17 protein-coding genes and 1 pseudogene are annotated in these 16,273 nt (G+C 66.0%); 8 read left to right on the plus strand and 10 right to left on the minus strand.

Annotated elements, in window-relative coordinates; translation table 11 throughout:
* Positions 1–25: 25 nt before the first annotated feature.
* The 6 genes from ABZX02_RS07060 to ABZX02_RS07085 form a co-directional block, all read right to left on the minus strand.
* On the minus strand, positions 26–694 hold the full coding sequence (locus tag ABZX02_RS07060) for a hypothetical protein (RefSeq protein WP_355295649.1): 669 nt from the start codon (positions 692–694) through the stop codon (positions 26–28).
* Positions 695–865: 171 nt separating this feature from the next.
* The gene (locus ABZX02_RS07065; RefSeq protein ID WP_355295650.1) at positions 866–1,396 is read right to left on the minus strand and encodes a hypothetical protein; all 531 of its coding nucleotides are present in this window, start codon (positions 1,394–1,396) and stop codon (positions 866–868) included.
* 237 nt (positions 1,397–1,633) lie between these two features.
* Positions 1,634–2,260 (minus strand): hypothetical protein, encoded by a 627-nt coding sequence (locus ABZX02_RS07070; RefSeq protein WP_355295652.1) that lies wholly within the window; start codon positions 2,258–2,260, stop codon positions 1,634–1,636.
* A 270-nt stretch (positions 2,261–2,530) separates the two neighbouring features.
* On the minus strand, positions 2,531–3,364 hold the full coding sequence (locus ABZX02_RS07075; RefSeq protein ID WP_355295654.1) for an SDR family NAD(P)-dependent oxidoreductase: 834 nt from the start codon (positions 3,362–3,364) through the stop codon (positions 2,531–2,533).
* Positions 3,365–3,393: 29 nt separating this feature from the next.
* On the minus strand, positions 3,394–4,428 hold the full coding sequence (locus tag ABZX02_RS07080; RefSeq protein WP_355295656.1) for a GAF domain-containing protein: 1,035 nt from the start codon (positions 4,426–4,428) through the stop codon (positions 3,394–3,396).
* Between the two features lie 141 nt (positions 4,429–4,569).
* Positions 4,570–5,535, minus strand: a complete 966-nt coding sequence (locus ABZX02_RS07085) for a helix-turn-helix transcriptional regulator (RefSeq protein ID WP_355295658.1) — start codon at positions 5,533–5,535, stop codon at positions 4,570–4,572.
* 169 nt (positions 5,536–5,704) lie between these two features.
* Here ABZX02_RS07085 and ABZX02_RS07090 point away from each other — a divergent pair, with 169 nt between their 5' ends.
* Positions 5,705–6,223: an NUDIX hydrolase gene (locus tag ABZX02_RS07090; RefSeq protein ID WP_355295660.1), complete on the plus strand. Its 519-nt coding sequence runs from the start codon at positions 5,705–5,707 to the stop codon at positions 6,221–6,223.
* Between the two features lie 16 nt (positions 6,224–6,239).
* On the opposite strand, the gene ABZX02_RS07095 is transcribed toward ABZX02_RS07090, so the two are convergent.
* A complete protein-coding gene (locus ABZX02_RS07095) occupies positions 6,240–7,457 on the minus strand; it encodes an acyl-CoA dehydrogenase (protein ID WP_355295661.1) in 1,218 nt (405 codons plus the stop codon).
* Positions 7,457–8,155 (minus strand): hypothetical protein, encoded by a 699-nt coding sequence (locus ABZX02_RS07100; protein ID WP_355295663.1) that lies wholly within the window; start codon positions 8,153–8,155, stop codon positions 7,457–7,459. Before ABZX02_RS07100 ends, ABZX02_RS07095 begins: the two co-directional genes overlap by 1 nt.
* A 306-nt stretch (positions 8,156–8,461) precedes the next feature.
* On the opposite strand from ABZX02_RS07100, the gene ABZX02_RS07105 reads away from it, so the two are divergent.
* The gene (locus ABZX02_RS07105; protein ID WP_355295665.1) at positions 8,462–9,829 is read left to right on the plus strand and encodes a helix-turn-helix domain-containing protein; all 1,368 of its coding nucleotides are present in this window, start codon (positions 8,462–8,464) and stop codon (positions 9,827–9,829) included.
* A 49-nt stretch (positions 9,830–9,878) separates the two neighbouring features.
* Complete coding sequence (locus ABZX02_RS07110; RefSeq protein ID WP_355295667.1) at positions 9,879–10,520, plus strand: HAD family hydrolase; 642 nt, start codon at positions 9,879–9,881, stop codon at positions 10,518–10,520.
* Between the two features lie 11 nt (positions 10,521–10,531).
* Here ABZX02_RS07110 and ABZX02_RS07115 read toward each other — a convergent pair whose 3' ends face one another.
* Positions 10,532–11,800: a helix-turn-helix domain-containing protein gene (locus tag ABZX02_RS07115; RefSeq protein ID WP_355295668.1), complete on the minus strand. Its 1,269-nt coding sequence runs from the start codon at positions 11,798–11,800 to the stop codon at positions 10,532–10,534.
* A 267-nt stretch (positions 11,801–12,067) separates the two neighbouring features.
* Here ABZX02_RS07115 and ABZX02_RS07120 point away from each other — a divergent pair.
* The 5 genes and pseudogenes from ABZX02_RS07120 to ABZX02_RS07140 all read left to right on the plus strand — a co-directional run.
* Positions 12,068–12,202: pseudogene (locus ABZX02_RS07120) on the plus strand (hypothetical protein); the annotation flags it as partial.
* 8 nt (positions 12,203–12,210) lie between these two features.
* Positions 12,211–12,936 (plus strand): hypothetical protein, encoded by a 726-nt coding sequence (locus ABZX02_RS07125; protein WP_355295853.1) that lies wholly within the window; start codon positions 12,211–12,213, stop codon positions 12,934–12,936.
* Entirely contained in the window at positions 12,933–13,661 is a 729-nt protein-coding gene (locus tag ABZX02_RS07130; RefSeq protein WP_355295670.1) for a helix-turn-helix transcriptional regulator, read from the plus strand. The genes ABZX02_RS07125 and ABZX02_RS07130 overlap by 4 nt, the downstream gene beginning before the upstream one ends.
* A 94-nt stretch (positions 13,662–13,755) precedes the next feature.
* Positions 13,756–14,085, plus strand: a complete 330-nt coding sequence (locus ABZX02_RS07135) for a hypothetical protein (RefSeq protein ID WP_355295672.1) — start codon at positions 13,756–13,758, stop codon at positions 14,083–14,085.
* Positions 14,078–14,383 carry a hypothetical protein gene (locus ABZX02_RS07140; protein ID WP_355295673.1) on the plus strand — a complete coding sequence of 102 codons (306 nt, stop codon included), beginning with the start codon at positions 14,078–14,080 and terminating at the stop codon, positions 14,381–14,383. The genes ABZX02_RS07135 and ABZX02_RS07140 overlap by 8 nt, the downstream gene beginning before the upstream one ends.
* Positions 14,384–14,516: 133 nt before the next feature.
* Here the strand turns inward: ABZX02_RS07140 and ctaD are convergent, their stop codons facing one another.
* Positions 14,517–16,271, minus strand: a complete 1,755-nt coding sequence (gene ctaD, locus ABZX02_RS07145; RefSeq protein ID WP_355295675.1) for a cytochrome c oxidase subunit I — start codon at positions 16,269–16,271, stop codon at positions 14,517–14,519.
* Positions 16,272–16,273: the final 2 nt, after the last annotated feature.

The following is a 16,273-nucleotide window of genomic DNA, read 5'->3' on the forward strand; positions in this document are numbered from 1 at the left end:
TGTGGCGAGGTGGAACGTGAAGGGATCAGCCGGTGGTGATCCCTTGGCTCTCGGCCACGCGGAACGAGGCCGAGGCGGTGGTCGACAGGTTCGGGAACGTCCCGCTCTGTCCGGCGCCGGACCACGTCACGGCCCATTGCACCTTGACGCTCACCAGGAAGGCCTGCGACGGCCGCCCAGCTGATGAGGTCCTGTACGTGTGCCCGCAGTCGGATGAGGCGCCCTTCGGGTCACCACCGGCGGGAAACGGCGTACCGGAACCGGTGCAGGTCACCGAGTTCCCGTCGCCCATCGACCAGGTGGCCGTCTGAGGCCTCGCGATGGCCGTCACCGACACGCCCGGCACGGACGCCGTAGCCGAGATGTCACCCCAGCTGTCGCGGTCCACCCACATCCACGTGGGCAGGTTGACCAGTTGCTCTCCAGCCGGGTTCGCGCGGATCTTCGGCGTGGGCAGGCGCAACCGCTTGGCCGCCATCTCCGCGACCTGCTCCGGGCTGGGCGTCGGGGCGTCGGCTCCTGCCGGAACCCAGATCGGACCGCGGGAGTTCGGGTCTTTCCCGTCCGGTGAGCACAAGAGCATGAACCACCCGCCGGGTTCCTTCGGCGTCTCCTGACCGGGTTTTGGTCCAGCGGGTACATACCGGCAGCCGAGCAGCTGCTCCTCGCCGCCGTCCTGCTCCTGATCGCCCACCGGGCGCTGACCCTGACTCGTCGAACCGTCCGGGCGTCTCCCGGCCGAAACCTGGCACCAGGGCGAGGGATTCTGAGCGCAGACGGCTGTGCCCCAGGCATCGTCCGCAGCCGCAGGCGGCGGCGCGAAGAGAAGAAGCGTTGCTGCGAGAAGAAGTGGTCGTCGCATCGCTCAACAGCTCCCGATCTCGTGAACTGCCCAGTCCGAGACCTTCCATGTGCTGTCCGGCTGCTTGTCGACCGCGGCCTCGATGAGCCGCCGGCCGCCCGGCACGTCGTCGGCCAGCAGGTTGGTGTCCTTGCGGTACTTCAGCCAGTTCGTCGAGTCGCCGCAGTCGGTGACCTCGACCCTCGTCGGGGCGTCAGCCGGCTTCACGTCCGATGCCTTCGGATCGAGGACCGGCTTCCCTCTGCTGACCAGCCCCTTGTCCCGGTCCGACCGCAGGCTGCGTTTCAGCTTGTCCAATGCGATACCGACCGCGTGCTGGCCGAGCTGCTGCGAGTCCGGGTCTGACGTGACGCCTGCGTCGGCGAAGGCCTCCCACATCCCCGTGTAGGCACCGACCGCGCTCGTACGGGCCAGCTCGGCAGGATGCGCAGCAGACGTCGTCGTGGTCGGCAGCGCGGACGGAACAGGTCCTCGATCGCATGCGCTCACCGCCACCAGTACGCCGACAAGAGGGAACAACGTGGTCTTCTTCATCGCGGCCTCCAGGTCGGCACGGTGGAAGTTGGCGTCGAGGCGGCCTCGCTTGGGGGCACAGAGACCACCTCGACTCGGGTGCCCGGAGTGAAAGTGATCTCCGGACGAAGTTCTTCGGCATGCCCGAGCAGCACGATGAACACGAACGTCGCGCAGGCGCGATGAAGTGCTCGTGGCGCCTCGTAGGCGATGACGGGATCAGGTTCCGGGAGCGGCAGGCACATCACGCCTCCCCCATCAGGCCTGCAAGATCACGTAGGCGGTCCCGCTGAGGAACGCCGGCCCGAGCGCGACCGGATCGTGACGGCCGACTCGCTTCGCGATGAGCAACGTCTGTATGACGATCCAGATCAGCAGCAAGCCCGCCGTCAGTCCTAAGACGACACATTCCCAGCCGAACCGACCCAGGTACAGCGCCAAAGCCGCGGCGAGCGTGACGTCGCCGAACCCGAGCTCGGCGGCAAACCGCTGGTAGAGAAGCACTCCCGCTACGAACACGACAACGCTGGCAACTCCTGCTCGGAGCAGCGGCCCGAAGTCGCGCAGCACGAAGGCCTCGGCGCTGATCAACGCCAAGCCACCGAGGAACAGCGCGCCGACGACCTTGTGCGGCAACAGGTGGCACGTCCAGTCGACCAGGGCAAGCACCGTTCCCACGATCAGCAACCAGGCCAACAGTCCAGCGGCCTGCGGCGCCACCAGCACCACGTACGTCAGCGAGGAACCCAGAAACACGCTCGCCGCAAGTGAAGTGGTGTTCGCGGGCTTCCAGGGGATCGGCTCGCGCCGCGTGATCGAGAAGGCGGTGAGCACCACCAGCGGCCCCGAGACCAAGCCGAGCAGGCCGTAGGACACCGCGAACATCAAGCCCTCCAGTTGAGAGTCCGAAGGGGATGATCAACGCCGACGGGCGAGACAAAGCGTTGCGACGCAGCGGAAGGTGGTTGTTGATGGCGGATGGTCGCCGAGACATGGTGATCCCCGATCGCGTTCGAGGCCAGCCCAGGGCTGCCTCAGGTCTGCGTTTCAGGGATCAGCTCGATAGCGACAAAGCCAACCCAATCGGAATAGTCCGATTGGCCTAGAGTATGCAGTGACGGCGATCACGTCAACCGGTATCGCCGAACCGGCTCGTCACCGACCGCGGCGGCGCCCGAGCAACCGTTCCGCGAACGGCATCAGATCTTGGTAGTGGCCACCGGCAAGGCGAGCGAGGACAGCCACCATGCGAGCGTCCGCCCCCACAAAGACTCGCGCGCGGCGACGTTCAGCTCCACTTAGGACGATCAGTGCCGCTTCTTCAGGATCAGTGCGGGCAACCTTCTTCTCGAAGCCCCTGACAACGGCCTCCCGGTTCTCCGCGGCCGCGAAGGTTCCGTTGCGGACGATCGAGGTCCGCACACCACCGGGAAACACGCATGTCACCGAAACCCCGCTACGGGCGTCAGCGAGCTCCTGGCGCAACGACTCGCTGAATCCGCGGACCGCGAACTTCGACGAGTTGTACGCGGTGTACTTCGAGGTCGCCACGAGACCGAACGCACTCGAAAACGTGACGACGCGACCACCCCTGGACCTGACGACGAACGGGAGGTGCGCCTTGACGGTGTACATCAGCCCCTGCCAGTTCACCGCCATGACGCGCTCGATGTCGGCGACGTCGGAGTCGAGCAGGCTGCCCCGGTGGATGATCCCGGCAGCCGCGAACACGGCGTCCACACCGCCGAGCTCCGAATCAGCCACCTCCGCCGCTGCCCGCAGCCCTTCCCAGTCGGTCACGTCAACGACCTGAGCGAACGCTCGGGCCCCGATCGCCTCGCAACGGCGGGTCGTCTCCTCCAGTCCAGCGGAATCGCGATCGAGTAGCGAGAGCCGCGCTCCACGTCGGGCAAGTTCAACTGCAAGAGCGCGACCGATTCCCGCTCCGGCGCCGGTGATCACCGCGACCTTGTTCTCGAAGCAGCTCAAGATCCAGCACCTTCCCGTGGCCGGCAGACTCAGTCGACCTTCCCACGTTCGGACAAGGTCAGGGTGACGAGCGCTGCGGTGGTGTGCTGGTCCAACGCCATCAGCGCCGCCGAGACGTTCGCCTTCATCCAGCCCCCGTCCGCTGCGCGAAGCCGCAGCACTCCCCTGGCCCGGCCACTCGAAGCCAGCTCGTCGGACAGGCCGAGCGCGGTGCGCAGGTCCTCGCGGTGGATGCCGGGTCGGTGCGACGTGCCGAGCGTCCACGCGACACCGGGCATGGGGTTGTCGACCCACTTCAGGAGCCGCATCGTGCGGAGGTCGACGATCGCGCGCCAGCGTCCGGGTCTCGCCTCGGCAGCGAGGACCTGTTGCGCGAGCAGGACCGGCATGGGCGGCGGCGCAGCCGGCACGGCCTCGGCTGGCCCGATGTCGTAGGTGATCCCCCGAACGACGAGCTCGCTCCGACCACCCGGAGTCTGGGTCTCGACGCACCGGCACGCAAACCGCACCGCGCGCCTGATCCCGTCGTCCCGGTTCACGGTCCAGGTGGCCAGGTGCTCCGCACCCGCGGTCGCGTTGACGATGAGCGCGAGCGCCTTCGACTCATCCGAGTTGGTCTGCAGCCGCTTGTAGGCGAAGAGCTCGGCCAAGTCGTGCTCGTTCCGCCACCGGTCTGCCCGCGTCCCGTAGAGCCGCAGCAGGTCGTCGGATCTGCTGCTGACGTGCTGCGCGAGGTTGATGTGCCAGGCGCCGGCGGCAGGCCGCGGCGGCGGCTCTTCGCCCAGCGGACCCACCCACAGTTGAACGCCGTGGACAGGCTCACCGCCGTAGGCGAGCAGCGGGTACGCGATCACGCGACGTTTGCCCGTCGTTGTGCGCGCCTCGACCGGCTCGCGGCCAATGACCACTCGCGCGATCGCGCCGAGCACGTCCGGAAGAAATGGCCCCCGCCCGAGTACTGAGTGAACGGAGACCATGTTCTTCGGGTTGTTCCCGACAGCCAGCACCGTCGGCTCCTGCCGAACCCCATCAAATGTCTCGATCAACAGCCATTCAGCCGCCATCGCTCCGTCCCCCCGGTCGAAGATTGGCCTGCTCAGGCAGGCTAACTCCGCCAACCGGGCTTCGCTTGGAGCTTCTCCAAGAAGCTGACGCTGCGGCTCTCAGTTCATTCAGTTGAGTGAATCAATTAGTTGGGTTGATCATCAATCAGCTTGGCACTGGGTCTCACTGTCGGCGCCCTCACCAACAGTGAGTTCCTTCGCGAGTTGAGCGATCAAAGCCTTCGACGCCTCCGCGCTCAAGGCGTGCTTGCTGAGCGACTTGATGATGTTGTTGTAGCCGTCGACCTGCGCCTTGCCCTCAAGGAAGAGCGTTGAGTTCTCCTGCTGCACGCAGATCAGGGGCCTGAAGGCGGGGAAGGTCATCTGAAGGAACGGGCCCCTCATGCCCGCGTGCGCACCCGCATCGGCGAGGACGACTCGGATGTTGATCGTCTTCCGCACCGACAACCGCAACAGCTCATGCAGTTGCTCCGCATGCACCTCGGGTCCACCAACAGGCAGGCGGAGTGCGAACTCGTGAACATAGAACGTGCAGGTCAGCTGGTACCTCTCACGTTGCAGCCGCTGCAACTCCAGCCGGCCCGCGACGCGCTGTTCCGGGTCGTCGTCTTCAGAAGACTCGTGGAGCGAGGCCTCGATCACGGCTCGCATGTAAGCCGGGCTCTGCAACAGGTCCGGCACGCCGTCCGCCTGCCAAACGATGAGCTCCTTCGCCAGAACGAGGTTCTCTTCGAGGGTGCGCAGGCGGATCGGCGGGCCGTCGTGGCTCTGCAACCAGCTCGTGCACTTGAGGGTGTTCGCGAGACGGAACAGGTGTTTGCGTTCGTCAGGGCCAAAGCCGCAGAAGCCGAACAGCACGCCCAGCTCGACTTCCGTGGCACCGCCCTTGCCGTTGATGACGTCCGAGAACTTGGCCTCGTCCCACCCGGCCTTGTCGGCGAGTTCACGCGATGTGAGGCCGAGGCGCCGAACAGCGCCACGCAGGCTGTATCCAAACTCGCGGCCCTGCGCCGTGGAGTCCCGTTTCGGCATCGCGTTTTCCTTGCAGTTGCTGGAGATCGTTCGAATGGATGCCGAGCAGCCAACATCGGGCTCGCCCAGCCGCACCAGATCATCCGCCTCGCACCCACCTGGCAGGAATCTCGCATTGGCAGCCCTTGAGTAGCGGTAACAACAGCTTCGCGTGCCTCTATCTCGATCGGGTGATTCGGTGCTCGGCAAAGGGTTGGGAATCCCCGCGGTGACCGCGGTCCTCCGTGCTGGCTAGGGTGCCGCGGTGACCACATCGGACTCTGCAGTTCCTGCCGCACCCGAAGTGCTTCCGGTCGAGCAGTACGTCGCAGGCTTGGCCAAGAAGCGCATGGCGGCCGGGGTTCTGTTCCGGGACAAGGCAGGCCGGGTGCTGCTGCTCCAGCCGTCGTACAAGCCCAACTGGGAGATTCCTGGCGGCGCAGTGGACGCCGACGAGTCGCCGTGGGCGACCGCAACGCGTGAGCTCGCCGAGGAACTCGGGTGGGAGCGGCCACTGGGCCGCCTGCTGGTGGTGGACTACGTGCGTCCGCAGGACTCTCGCCCCGAGGGCGTGGTGTTCGTCTTCGACGGTGGCGTCCTCGACGAGACCGACCTGGTGGGCATGGTGTTCCCGGACGGCGAGATCCTCTCCGCCGGATTCCACACCACTGCCGAGGCACGGGAGAAGCTGAAGCCTCTGCTCGCAGACCGGCTGGTAGTTGCGCTGCACGCCGCCGAGCAAGGCACGACCGCGCTGTGCGAACAGGGCCAGCGCGTCGCCTGACCCGCTGGCCCTGTTGCTACGCGGTCATCGAGACCGGCTCCAGCCGAGCACGCGGAGCAGGAACCACCGGGTTCGCGCTCGTCGTGTGATGCCGTCCGGCAGTTCGATACAGGCTGTCGTGAATGCCATCGGCGAAGAGCAGGCCGCTCAAGTCACGACGGATCTTGGACGCCTGACAGTCAGCCCGGAAGCCGGATGCGCCCAGCAGCAACGCGAGGTCACTGACGACCGAGTTGGCGGTGTCGATGCCGTGGGCCTTCGTCGCCGCTCCCCACAGCTCCGCCTCGACGTGGCCGACCTCGGCGAAGCGTGCGGCCATCACGGTGCCGAGGAGTGAGGTCACGAGCTGGACGTGCGCGCGGCCAAGGCTGATCAACGCTGAGTCCCGCAGTCGCGCCAGCTCCCCGGACGTCTGCCGGGCGGACAGCCTCTCGGCGACGGTGTCGAAGACCGCGGCCGCACCTCCCAGCGCGGTAGCGGTGACCAGGGGCCGGTAACCGGCGAAGTGCTCGCGCAGCAACGCCATCCCGTCCCCGTGGAGCACGTCCTCCTGGTGCACCCTGACGGCGTCCAGTTCGAGGACGCCCCAGGTCCAGCCGGCCAGTCCGGTCGGTGGAATCGGCCGTCGGCGCAGGCCTGGCTGCGCGGCGTCGACCGCAGCGGCGACCAGCTGCCCGTCCGGGGCCCGGAAGAACACCACGAAGACGGTTGCCTCGGTGAGACGACTGATCCAGGTTTTGCATCCGTTCACCAACCACGTGCCGTCCTCGCCGACGGCCGCGCTGGTACGGGTCTCCGCCGGTCGCGAGCCGCCGTGCGGTTCGGTGATGGCGATCCCCGCGAGCTCGCCTGCGCCGAGCCGTGGGAGCCACCGTTCACGGGTCTGAGGGCTGCCGTGGCGAGCGATCAGCGTTCCGTGGCCCAGTCCGGTGGCATCGCGCAGGTCGATGTCGCTGTAGCCGCAGACAAATTGCACCAGGAGTTGGAAGAGACCCGGCTCGCCAGACGAGTGGCCCCGCGCGGCCAGCTCACGCCGGACAGCGCGAAGTCGGCGACTGCGTTCGGCCCCGGCAGGCAGATCCGCGCCGACCGGATGGTTTGCGAGGGCCTGATCCAGCGCGTCTCCCAACGCCGTCAACCTGCCCCAGTCGACTCGCCTGCAGGGGTCGAGCACCGAACGCAGGGGCTCCAGCCAGGTTGTGATCGATTTGCCCGCCGATCCAGGTTCGCTCATCACGGTGCCTCCCCGTGAACCCGTGCGGGATGGCCGTAGGCCAGCACGCCCGGCGGGATGTCGCGAGTGATCAGGGATCCGGCGCCGACCAGCGCGTTCTCACCGACGGTCACTCCCGCCATGACCACACAGCCACTGCCGACCTTGGCGCCCGCTTCGAACCGCGGGGCCGCGAGGGCAGGCTCGCGGAGCGGGTTTCGCCAGGTCAGCGTCTTGTCGTTGATGGTGCGGACTCCGGCGCCGAGGAAGACCTTGTCGGCCAGCACGGTCGAGCTGGTGATGTGTGAACCAGGCGAGCAGCGCACGTCACGGCCGATGCGGGTCTCGCGTTCGACGGTGAGGTGGTGGCCGAGCTGCGTGTCCGCACCGATCTGGACGGCGGTGCGCAGCAACGTGTGGTGCCCGATCAGCGAGTTCACGCCGATCTCGACCTCGGCGTACACGACCGCGCCGGATCGAACGGTGACCCCCGGCCCGATGACCGTGTCGCCACCGGTGCCAGGACGAAGCTTCCCGACCGCGTAGCCGAGTTCGGGCTTGCCGACGACCGCGTGCTCTTCGATCCTGGCCTGCTCACCGATCCTGGCACCGCCGTGGACAACAGCGAACGGGCCCACCACGGCGCCCGCGTGGATCGTGACCGGCCGTGGAGTACCCAGCTCGTCGAACGGCACGAAGATCGCGTATCGGCTGATCACGACGTGACGGTCGACCTGCAGAAGGCCTTCGCGGTCAAGCTCGATCGCGGACATCTCCGGACCGAAATACGGTGTGCCGGACGGTGTCGGTTCTGCGATTTCAACGGTGCTCATCGTGTCCCCTCCCTCTGCGGCAGGAATGGGTGGGCTGCCGCAGCAGGTCCCAGGACACGGCCTCCAACGGCTCGCTGACCAGCACCGTTGCTGAGGTTGACCGTCGTTTTGCAAGGTGTGCAAACCGGCTGGCAGGGACCGTGATCGTTTGGGTACGCTCGCAAGTCCAGCTCTGAGTGAGGAGAGCCGGCCATGGATCCGACCCGTGCCGCCTGGGAGTCGGAAGAGGTACGCGCCGCTGCCGAAGCGGGCAACTACGGCGCGATCGTGCGTGCCGTTCGGCAAGCCACGCCACTCACCCTTGAAGAGCTGGCAAAGCTTTGCGGCTACTCCATCTCCACCTTGTCCCGGCTGGAGCGAGGCAAGCAGCGGTTGCGCGACGTGGAGGTGCTCCGCCGCCTGTCGATCGCGCTCCAGATCCCACCGCACCTGCTGGGCCTGTCCGACACAGCGTCACCGTCCGTGCATGCACCGCGTCCCGTCGCTAGGGTCAACGTCAACTTGGCGCCGGACGAGGAGACCGATCCCATGCGTCGTCGCACGTTGCTTGCGGGACTGACGGGCCTGGCCGGCGCCTCGGTGCTGGGCACCGCCACTCCGTCCTTGGCCAGTGCCAACCCCGTCAGCGCGCTCGAACGCGCCTTGCTCGATCCGCCCGTCAAGAACGCCACGCCGGTCACCATCGCCCAGCTGCGGACCAGCGTCGCCGAGGCCAAGTCGGTCTTCCAGCTGGGCCGCTACACCGAGGCCGCGACGCAGCTGCCTCGTCTGGTGTCCACCGCACTGGCGACGCGAGCCGAGAACGACGACAAGCCCTCCGCCAACGCCCTGCTCGCCGACGCGTACACGCTGGCATCCGAGCTGACTGTCAAGCTCGACCTCAAGCACCTCGCCTGGACCACCGCGGACCGGGCGATGCAGGCGGCACACGACTCGGACGACCTCCTCACCCAGGCCGCTGCTCACCGCGCATGGGCGATCGTCCTGCGGCGCACCGGACATGCCGATGCCGCCCAGCGCCTGATCTCCAGCACCATCGCGGCTCTGCAACCCAAGCTGCACCGAGGCCCAGAGCATCTGTCGGTGTACGGCACCCTGCTGTCCACCTCGGCCTACACCGCGGCTGTCGACGGAGATCGCGACTCCGCCCGGTCGTTGACCGCCGAGGCCGTCGAGGCTGCGACGCGGCTCGGTTCAGACGCCAACCACCGGTTCACCGCGTTCGGCCCGACCGGCGTCGGGCTCTACCGAATCAGCGTGGCTCGAGCCCTGGGTGACTACGGCACCGCGATCGACGTCGCGAAGCAGATCGATCCCGCCTCCATCCCGCTCGCAGAGCGCCGCGCCCGCTACTGGTCCGACGTAGCGCACGCCTTCCACGAGTGGAACAAACCCGAGCACAGCTATCGGGCACTGCTTGCCGCCGAGCAGGCTTCCCGAGACGAAGTCCGTTACCGCAAGCCGATTCAGAACATCACCACCAGCCTCCTGCAACACCCGACGGCCCACCGCATGCCTGGTCTGCAGGCGTTCGCACGTAGGACCGGTGCGGTCGCCTGAGCCTGCTGCGGGTTCGCCCTGACGGGCTCGATGCCGTAAGAGTTGGGGCATGGTCACTGCTGTCGTGTTCGATGTCGGCGAGACGCTGCTGGACGATTCGCGCGAGTGGGGTGCGTGGGCGGACTGGATCGGCGTTCCGCGCCACACCTTCTCGACGGTGCTGGGCGCGGTGACCGCGGCAGGACGAGACAACGCGGAGACCTTCCAGTACTTCCGCCCCGGCTTCGACGTGGCACACGAACGACAGCTCCGCGAGGAAGCCGGGCTCGGCGAACGCATCGAAGAGGAAGACCTCTACCCAGACGTGCGCTCCAGCCTCGAAGCGCTGCGTGAACTCGGCATGTGGGTGGGAGTCGCCGGCAATCAGACGGCGCGCACCGGGGATCTTCTTCGAGCACTTGCCCTACCTGCCGACAAGGTCGCCACCTCTGGGGAGTGGGGTGTCGCAAAGCCCGCGAAGGAGTTCTTCGACCGAGTCGTCGACATGTCGCAGAAGCCAGCATCCGAGATCGTGTACGTCGGCGACCACCGCGACAACGACGTTGTTCCGGCGAAGGCCGCAGGGCTTCGGACCGTCCTGATCCGGCGTGGACCGTGGGGCCACCTGTGGGCCGACGACCCACTGGTGCAGCGCGATGCGGACTGGGTCATCAGCTCTTTGAACGAGCTGCCCTCGCTGCTCGCGAGCTGACGAGCAGCACCTCAGACTGCTCGCGCTCCAGCCCAAGCCGCGAGCTCGACGACCCTGCTGTGCCCTGGCCGCAACTGGAGGAGCGCACCGACTGTGCTCCTGACCTGCGGGTGCTCCCGCGCGTGCTGAGGAGCAGCTATGCGTGCCATCTCGATCGAACCGTGGGCGTCGTCATAACGCCCAAGAGCGAGTTGGGCTCGTCCTAGGTCGATGTAGTAGTGAGAACGCCGTTCTGCCGGAAGCTCCATGGGCGGCTGCCACGCCGAAGCGCGTTCAACGCCTGCGGGATCCTGCAATTCCGCGGCAACAGCGAGTTCGTGGATCCGAATCGAGTGCGGGCCGAAAGCCGTGCCGTGGTACACGCCCTCAGGAGCCCTCTCGGCAGCACGCCGAGCTTCACGCAGGTGATCCGTCGCCGCACGACCGTCACCGATTCGCCCTACGACTACTGCGGCTCGCATGTGGAGGGATCCGTATGCCGCAGCGACGTCCGGCAAGTCTCGATTGGACAGGGCCACTGCGTTCGCGGCCTTGACGAGGGCTCGACCTCCCGTGAAGAGGTCTCCGTTGGCGAAGAAATTCTCGGTGCGGACGTACTCCGACGCGGCAACCAGCAAGCTGTCGTCTGCCGCGGCCGCCGACTGTCGCATGAGGTCGATGAGGCGAGCTGACAGATCGAGATACCCGAACTTGAACGCCAGTCCGTCCGCGGCGCGAAAAGCCAGCGCTCGCAGGGAGGCGACCTGCTGCCGTTGCTCTTCGCCCACGACGAGCTGACTCGCTCGGGCCAGCTCTGTCAGAAGACCAGGAAGCTCATCCGCGAGGACTCCGTACCTCGCCTCCAGCCGATGTTCGTTGGCCCGAACCACGTCCGCACGTATCTCGCCCAGGGGACGCGTGGGTCCATCTTCTGGAAGATCGAACGCGTCAAGTACCCGCCTCAGGCGAGGTACAACGGCATGCACCCGACCCAGATCGTCTGCATTACCAACGGAAACAGCAACCTGTGCGTTCGGCGTCGCCCCAGCATCGGCAACACCGGCGTTGTTGACAGCGAAGCCCGAGCCGGTGGGCCGCAGCACTTCCACCAGTTCCTTGGCCGACTCGATCTTCAGCGCCTTCGAGAGGAGCGCCTTGAGGTTCGGCGTCGGGTTCTTGGTCTCGCCTCGTTCCCAGCGGCCAAGGGTGCTCACGCTGATGCCGGCCAGCGCTGCCAGCTCTTCTTGGGAGAGCCCCCAAGCTCCGCGTAGCTCGACCAGCTCTGTTCTCGGCGTCGGCATTGGACTCCCTAAGCACGAAATCAGGGTGTTGTCACTGGTCAGCCTAGCTTGGAACTCGTCTGGGGCAGGCGTTCCGACCGAAGAACCTCCATTTCACCCGGTCGGGCGACATAGACGTTCACGCAGGTAGAAGGCACTTGATGGCAGATGGCTGCTAGGCGATGGCAGATTGATGATCTGGTCCTTCCGAGAGCCGTCGTTTTGCATGGAGCCCTACCAAGTTTTCTTGTGCGGCTTCATGTAGACGTTCTCGGGAAGTGATCGGACATGCCTAGGAACTACAGATGGCAACCCTATGACGGGGCTCGTCACGCCGTCCTCCAGACGCTGGTTCCGAACGCCATCGGCTTGACCTTGTGCGGTATCGGTTTGATGGCGGGGCCCTACGAGTGGCCGGCAGAGGGGCGTTGGTGGCCGACCTGCAACAGGTGCGACCTCATCTGGCGCGCAGAAGAAGGAATTCTGCCGTGGCCACGGCAGAGCTGCTCCATGGGCGACGCGTCGGTTTTCAGGGCGACTGCTGCTCGCACCACCGAGTTGGTGTTGCAGCCGTGACGCTCCAACACTCCGACGACTCCCAGTACGCGCCTGCGGGTACCGAGCAGATCGCGTTGGACGAAATCAGGCTGCGTAAGCACGGTCTGGAAAGCGGCGCGACGAGCTTGTGCCTGCGCGCGGTGGGCCATCAGCTGAAAGCTGAACCAGACCTCGTTGAGCAAGCGCTGGAACTCATCGTCTCCCATGACGACGAACAGGTCGCGGTCTCGGCCGCCAGCCTCCTGGCGAAGCTTCTGCTCGACGGAGTGCCGCGTGAGCACCTGCGGTCGCCGATCAGCTTCCCGATGTCCTTCTCCCTCCCCGATGAACTCGACGACGAGGATCGTCATGCGTGGCAGCAGAACGTGAGAGCAGCGTCGGTTCTCGTTTCCGCTTACGCGGCAGGAAACCCGGCCTCGATCGAAGCTGCCATCACCGCCCTGCGCGGCGAAGGCACGTTCGAGGTACTTGCCGTCCTGGTGACTGCCGCAGCACGAAAGCTGGAGAGGCATGCTGCCTGGTTCGGCGAAGCCTTGCGCTGCGCCGAGTTGTCCAACTCAGGCCCGACGGTTCTACCTGCGTCAGGAGACGGTCGATGAAGATCGTTGATCGGATTCCCGCCGATCCTCGCCTTTCCTGGAACCGCCGAGGCGCTCTCGTGCTGACCGCGATGCTCGAGCGAATCGGTCACGAAGTGACCATCGCGAGGCTGGTCGAACTGACCGAGCTCAAGGCCGCCGACGTGCTGAAGCAGATCCGTCGATTCACCACCATGCGGGTGGTGTCACGACGAGTGGACCTCGACAGCTACCCCGCCCAGGACTACTTCGAGATGCCCGAAGCAAGTACCGTCCGCGCACGTTCTTTGTTGCAGTTGGCCGATGACACGACGCTACGAGATCTCCTTGAGGATCGCGGACTCGACATCGACATCGCGTACGGGCGGTTCCTTGAGCGACAGCCGTACCCGGTGGCTCTCGGCAAAGCACTACGCGAGGCTCGCGCGGATCGCGGTTGGAGTCTTCTCGAAGCGCAGGAGGCCACGCCCGTATCCATGGCCACGCTCTCGAACTACGAGAACGGCCTGACGGTCCCCACCCTGATCATGCTGGCAGAACTGGCGCTTCGATACCGCGTGGACGCGGTCGACCTGATCAGGTACGCGGCCTGTCACTCACGTCCCGACAAGCGAGTACAGCGGTTGAAGATCGCCGATCCCACGCTTCGCGCGACGCTGACGCACCAGTTCCTGACCTACGACCAGAGCGAACGCGCTCGACAACAAGCACGTCGAAGCCAGCTAGCCCGCAAGAGGGCCAGCTAGCAGCCAGCGGCTCGGCCGCAGTTCGATGTACCCCGGAAGAGCCGCACACGTCCGGTCGAACATACGTGCGAGAACACTGATAGGTTCTCCGGCCATGGATCGGCAGCTGCTCGAACCGTCCCAAATGGACGGGAAGCTCACGTACAGGTACGACTCGATCGGCGGACTGGTCGCCGTCCTCCCCGCGAGGTGCAAGCTCGGCCGACACGCGCTCGGCCACTCGCAGTTCCGCGCGGTCGTCCAAGACGGCGAGGCCCGCATCAGCTGCCTCGCGTGCGCGGCCGATGACTCCGACCACGCCTGGAGGCTGGCGACCACGGCACCGGCTCCCAGCCAGGCCGAGCTGTCCGAGGAGCGCTACTTCGAGCTCGCCTTGCGCCGTCCACAAGCCGCTTTGCCACCGACAGCCGTCCAACATGCTTAAGACGCCGTACACGATCTGGGATGGCGACGACGTCCACGGGCGGCGACCGGTGGTCACCGGCGTCGCGGTCGACCTGGACCGGCTGTTCGCACGAGCCCCTGGTGCCACGCGGCACGTGATCGCGACCGGCCTTGACCTGACCGGCACGGCGGTCGGCCAGCTCCACGGGCGCTTCCCCGGCGTCGAGGGCGACTGGCTCGGCGTCGTCAACTACGAGATCGGCTATGCCGACGGGCGGCAGAACAAGCTGCGCGTCGTTGACCAGCTCGTGCCGTTTCACGTGCTGCGACAGATCTAGCTCCCTCAGCCGGCAGGAACTTCCCCTGCCGGCTCCTTGCTACTTCACGCAGGCGGCCCAGCGGCCTCTCAGCCACAGACTCAACGACAATCGTCTGTAAAAGGACGACGGATGCTGAGAAGTCCTCTTCAGCTCAGGGTTTCTTCGGACGGTCGCCTGCCGGGTCGACTGCTTCAGCTGCAAGTTCTGAGGGTGCTGCTGGGCCGTCGTGTCCTGCCGTGCCACCGATGTGGGCTTCTCGTCGGATGCGTTCGATCATGTGCGGGTAGTGGAGTTCGAACGCCGGGCGCTCGGAACGGATTCGGGGTAGTTCGGTGAAGTTGTGGCGCGGTGGCGGGCAGGACGTTGCCCACTCCAGCGAGTTGCCGAAGCCCCAGGGGTCGTCGACGGTCACTCGCTCGCCGTAGCGGTAGCTGCGGAAGACGTTCCAGATGAACGGGAGCGTGGAGACGCCGAGGAGGTAGGCGCCCGCGGTGGAGATCATGTTGAGCGTGGTGAAGTTGTCGGTCGGGAGGTAGTCGGCGTAGCGGCGGGGCATGCCCTGGTTGCCTAACCAGTGCTGGACCAGGAACGTGGCGTGGAAGCCGAGGAAGGTGGTCCAGAAGTGCAGCTTGGCGAGGTTCTCGTCGAGCATGCGGCCGGTGATCTTCGGGAACCAGAAGTAGATGCCGGCGTAGGTGGCGAACACGATGGTGCCGAACAGGACGTAGTGGAAGTGCGCCACGACGAAGTAGGTGTCGGACAGGTTGAAGTCGATGGGTGGTGATGCCAGCAGGACGCCCGAGAGGCCGCCGAAGAGGAACGTCACCAGGAAGCCCAGCGAGAAGAGCATCGGCGACTCGAAGGTGAGCTGACCCTTCCACATCGTGCCGATCCAGTTGAAGAACTTGATGCCGGTCGGGACCGCGATGAGGAACGTCATGAAGGCGAAGAACGACAGCACCACGGCGCCGGTGGCGTACATGTGGTGCGCCCACACGGCGACGGACAGGGCCGCGATGCCGAGTGTCGCGAAGATCAGTCCTTTGTAGCCGAAGAGGGGTTTTCGGCTGAAGACGGGGAAGATCTCCGAGACGATGCCGAAGAACGGCAACGCCACGATGTAGACCTCGGGGTGGCCGAAGAACCAGAAGAGGTGTTGCCAGAGGATCACGCCGCCGTTGGCAGGGTCGAAGACGTGGGCGCCGAGGTGTCGGTCGGCGAGCAGGCCGAACAGGGCGGCGGTGAGGATCGGGAACGCGATGAGGATCAGCAGGCTGGTCACCAGGATGTTCCAGGTGAAGATCGGCATCCGGAACATGGTCATGCCGGGCGCGCGCAGGCACACCACGGTGGTGATCATGTTGACCGCGCCGAGAATCGTTCCGAGGCCGCTGATCAGGAGGCCGGAGATCCACAGGTCGGCGCCGACTCCTGGTGAGTGGATCGCGCTCGACAGCGGCGTGTAGGCGAACCAGCCGAAGTCCGCGGCGCCGCCCGGTGTGATGAAGCCGGAGACGACGATGAGGCCGCCGAACAGGTAGAGCCAGTAGGAGAAGGCGTTCAGCCGCGGGAACGCTACGTCCGGTGAGCCGATCTGCAGGGGCAGGATGAAGTTCGCGAAGCCGAACAGGATGGGCGTCGCGTAGAGCAGCAGCATGATCGTGCCGTGCATGGTGAACAGCTGGTTGTACTGCTCGTTCGACAGGAACTGCATGCCCGGCCTGGCGAGCTCGGTGCGGATCAGCAACGCCATCACGCCGCCCGCGAGGAAGAACGCGAAGCTCGTGACCAGGTAGAGGATGCCGATCTGCTTGTGGTCCGTTGTGCGGAACATTCGCAGCAGGAAAGAACCCTTCACCCGTTTCGCCGCCTGGGCGACGGGCACGGGCTGTGCGGTGACGGTCATGA

Origin of the sequence: Lentzea sp. NPDC003310 (assembly GCF_040610935.1) — a bacterium.
Taxonomy (GTDB): Bacteria; Actinomycetota; Actinomycetes; order Mycobacteriales; family Pseudonocardiaceae; genus Lentzea.

Excerpts from the sequence above, each read along its gene's own strand:
- ABZX02_RS07065 (WP_355295650.1), bottom strand. The coding sequence starts at position 1,396 with ATGAAGAAGACCACGTTGTTCCCTCTTGTCGGCGTACTGGTGGCGGTG.
- ABZX02_RS07070 (WP_355295652.1), bottom strand. The coding sequence starts at position 2,260 with ATGTTCGCGGTGTCCTACGGCCTGCTCGGCTTGGTCTCGGGGCCGCTG.
- ABZX02_RS07080 (WP_355295656.1), bottom strand. The coding sequence starts at position 4,428 with ATGGCGGCTGAATGGCTGTTGATCGAGACATTTGATGGGGTTCGGCAG.
- ABZX02_RS07095 (WP_355295661.1), bottom strand. The coding sequence starts at position 7,457 with ATGAGCGAACCTGGATCGGCGGGCAAATCGATCACAACCTGGCTGGAG.
- ABZX02_RS07105 (WP_355295665.1), top strand. The coding sequence starts at position 8,462 with ATGGATCCGACCCGTGCCGCCTGGGAGTCGGAAGAGGTACGCGCCGCT.
- ABZX02_RS07110 (WP_355295667.1), top strand. The coding sequence starts at position 9,879 with ATGGTCACTGCTGTCGTGTTCGATGTCGGCGAGACGCTGCTGGACGAT.
- ABZX02_RS07115 (WP_355295668.1), bottom strand. The coding sequence starts at position 11,800 with ATGCCGACGCCGAGAACAGAGCTGGTCGAGCTACGCGGAGCTTGGGGG.
- ABZX02_RS07130 (WP_355295670.1), top strand. The coding sequence starts at position 12,933 with ATGAAGATCGTTGATCGGATTCCCGCCGATCCTCGCCTTTCCTGGAAC.
- ABZX02_RS07135 (WP_355295672.1), top strand. The coding sequence starts at position 13,756 with ATGGATCGGCAGCTGCTCGAACCGTCCCAAATGGACGGGAAGCTCACG.
- ABZX02_RS07140 (WP_355295673.1), top strand. The coding sequence starts at position 14,078 with ATGCTTAAGACGCCGTACACGATCTGGGATGGCGACGACGTCCACGGG.
- ctaD (WP_355295675.1), bottom strand. The coding sequence starts at position 16,271 with ATGACCGTCACCGCACAGCCCGTGCCCGTCGCCCAGGCGGCGAAACGG.